The organism is Paraburkholderia sediminicola, from assembly GCF_902859805.1.
Taxonomy (GTDB): domain Bacteria; phylum Pseudomonadota; class Gammaproteobacteria; order Burkholderiales; family Burkholderiaceae; genus Paraburkholderia; species Paraburkholderia sediminicola.
Genome location: NZ_CADIKC010000029.1, coordinates 1 through 2,677 on the forward strand (window position 1 = coordinate 1; position 2,677 = coordinate 2,677).

Annotated in this window: 3 protein-coding genes; 1 reads left to right on the forward strand and 2 read right to left on the reverse strand. The window is 61.9% G+C overall.

The window, feature by feature from the left end:
• Positions 1 to 99 precede the first annotated feature (99 nt).
• Together istB and istA are read right to left on the reverse strand one after the other, a co-directional pair.
• Entirely contained in the window at positions 100 to 849 is a 750-nt protein-coding gene (istB, locus tag R8871_RS38265) for an IS21-like element helper ATPase IstB (protein WP_175055077.1), read from the reverse strand.
• 16 nt (positions 850 to 865) lie between these two features.
• On the reverse strand, positions 866 to 2,416 hold the full coding sequence (gene istA, locus R8871_RS38270) for an IS21 family transposase (protein ID WP_175055078.1): 1,551 nt from the start codon (positions 2,414 to 2,416) through the stop codon (positions 866 to 868).
• A 63-nt stretch (positions 2,417 to 2,479) separates the two neighbouring features.
• On the opposite strand from istA, the gene R8871_RS38350 reads away from it, so the two are divergent.
• Positions 2,480 to 2,677 (forward strand): hypothetical protein (locus tag R8871_RS38350; protein ID WP_217468944.1); only part of this gene is annotated, 198 nt, incomplete at its 3' end.

The window sequence follows — 2,677 nt, forward strand, 5'->3', positions numbered from 1 at the left end:
GTGCGGATTTCGGGGAAGGCGAACGCTCGTTTCGGTGAAGTCGAACAAGCTGGAGGGCGGTGCTGCGAGGTGCATGGATTGTAGCGTGAGTGTTCGAGATCAGGCTACGCCGTCATCGGGCTTGCTCTTTCGGCGCATCGAGTCGCCCTTCAGCGGAAGCTTGTGGGCCTGATGCACGAGGCGATCGAGAATGGCGTCAGCGAGCGTCGGATCCTGTAGCCATGCATGCCAGTGTTCGAGCGGCAACTGGCTGGTGATGATTGTCGAGCGTGTGCCGACGCGATCGTCAAGCACCTCAAGCAGATCGTTGCGCGCGCCCGAATCGAGGTCCTGCAGGCCCCAGTCGTCAAGTAATAAAACGTCCATTTTTGCGAGCTGCGCGAGGCGTCGAGTGAAGCTGCCATCACCGTGTGTGATCTTCAGTTCCTCGAACAGGCGCGCAACCCGCACATACAGTACCGAGAAGCCTTGCCGGCAGGCTTGCTGCGCGAACGCGCAGGCGATCCATGTCTTGCCCGCGCCGGTCGGCCCGCTGAGGATGATGTTCTGGGCGTTGCGAATCCAGTCACAGCCGGCGAGCGTGGCGACGACGCACTGATCAAGTACGCGGCTCTGCCGGTATTCGATATCTTCGATGCATGCCTGCGGATTCTTCAACTTTGCAGCCTTCATCAGGCGTTCGAGCCGTCGGGTGTCGCGCCACGCCAGTTCACGATCGACGACGATGCCAAAGCGCTCTTCGAATGACAGGCTCGAACTGGCGGTGAGCGAGACCTGCTCCTCGAAGGCGCGTGCCATGCCGTCGAGCTTGAGGGCTTTGAGCTGGGAGAGGGTTTGCTGCATCAACATACGCGACCTCCTTGGGTCAGTGGTAATAGTCGGGACCTCGCACGTTCTCGTGCTCGGGTGAATGCCATTCGGTGAGCTGCAACGGGAGTGCGGGTTGCCGGTCCAGACCGGACTTGAGAATCGAGAGCACCGAGCGGCGCGTTGGCGAGCCAATGACGAGCGCGCGCTGGCAGGCGATTTCGAGGCGCTCCTTGCCGTACTTGCGGGCGAGCCCCAGCAGGCCAAGGCAGGCCCGGTAGCCCATTTCGGGATGCGGGCGGTTGGTCAGCAGGTGGTTGACGATGGCTTGAGCGCCGGGGCCGATCGAGGCGCCCCAGTTCAGAAGGCGACCCGGTGTCCATTCCATGTGGGCGCGATGGGCTGCTGGCATGTGCTCGGGCACAGTTGTATGTTTGCCCTTGAGCCGACTGCGCGCGTGGGCGGCGATACGCTTGCCGCCGTGCAGGATCTCGACGCCATGACGGGTGACGCGTGCATACACTTCCTGACGAACCAGGCTGTGCGGCACGCTGTAGTAGTGATGGTCGACCTCGACGTGGTAATCGATGTTGACGCGGCACTTCTGAAATGTGGCGATCTCGTAGCGACGCGCAGGCAGTGCACGCAGGGCCGGTTGGTCGAGCCGTTCGAACCATTCCCGCCGGTTGCCCTCGAGCTTCCTGAACGGGCGCTGGTTCAGGTCGGTGATGAGCTTGCCGATCGCTCTGTTCAGTTCGGCAAGACTGAAGAAGCGGTGATTACGCAGCCGGGCGAGAATCCAGCGCTCGACGATCTGTACGCCGACTTCGACCTTGGCCTTGTCCTGTGGCTTGCGCGGCCGCGCCGGGAGCATCGCGGTGGCGTAGTGGTTCACGAAGTCCTGCGTGGTTCGGCCGAGACCAGGCTCGTACCGGTCGGGCTTCGCAATCAACGCGCGGGGGTTGTCCGGGACGAGCAGTTCGGGAACGCCGCCACAGAATTCCATCGCGTCGATCAGGCCGCCGATCCAGTCCGGCGTCGTCTCCGAGCGTGTCGCACAGGCATACGTGTAATTCGATGCGCCGAGCACAGCAACAAAGATATGGGCCTGGAAGGCAACCCCGCCGTCGCGAGCGAGGACTGGCATGGTCTGTCCGGCAAAGTCGGCGAACAACTTCTCGCCGGCGCGGTGCTGCTGACGCATTGAACGCTTGAGCGTTTGCGCCCAGTCCTTGTAGCGCTGGCAGAACTGCGTGTAGCGGTATGTGCGTCCGCCGGGATGGGACCCAACGTATTCCTCCCAGAGCAGTTGCAACGTGACGCCCTTGCGGCGCAGTTCCCGGTGAATCACGTTGCAATCTGGCTCGACCCGCTTCGCCGGCGCCGGCGACGAAGCCGGCGACAGGATGCGCCGCTCAAGCTCATCCTCTTCCAGTGGTTCGGCCGCAGCCCAATCGAGCCCCGCGGCAGTGGCGAGCTGAAGATATTGCGTGATCGTCCCGAGGCCGACGCCGAGCGCGCCCTGTACCTGTCGGTGCGTGAGATTGCATGCCCACTTCAGGCGGAGCACTTCCTTGATTCTGCGCATGGTCGTCCGGTGAGCCGGCATCGTCGATAACTCCCAAAGGGAGCTACCTTAATGCCGGCAGATTGGTCCATACGCAGCACCGCCATGATGAAGCCGACGATCCGTTTCGGTTTGCCGAACACTCATTCCGGGAATCCGAACAGGTGTTTCGGCAAATCGAACAACCGTTTCGGAACACCAGCGTCTTTGTTCGACTTCAACCGAAACGCGTGTTCATCTTCCAGCGAAAACCCTGTTCGACATCAACCGAAATCTCTGTTCGGCTTCGGCGAAATGCGCACT

Coding starts and splice junctions, on each gene's coding strand:
- istB (WP_175055077.1), bottom strand. CDS start 849: ATGTTGATGCAGCAAACCCTCTCCCAGCTCAAAGCCCTCAAGCTCGAC.
- istA (WP_175055078.1), bottom strand. CDS start 2,416: ATGCCGGCTCACCGGACGACCATGCGCAGAATCAAGGAAGTGCTCCGC.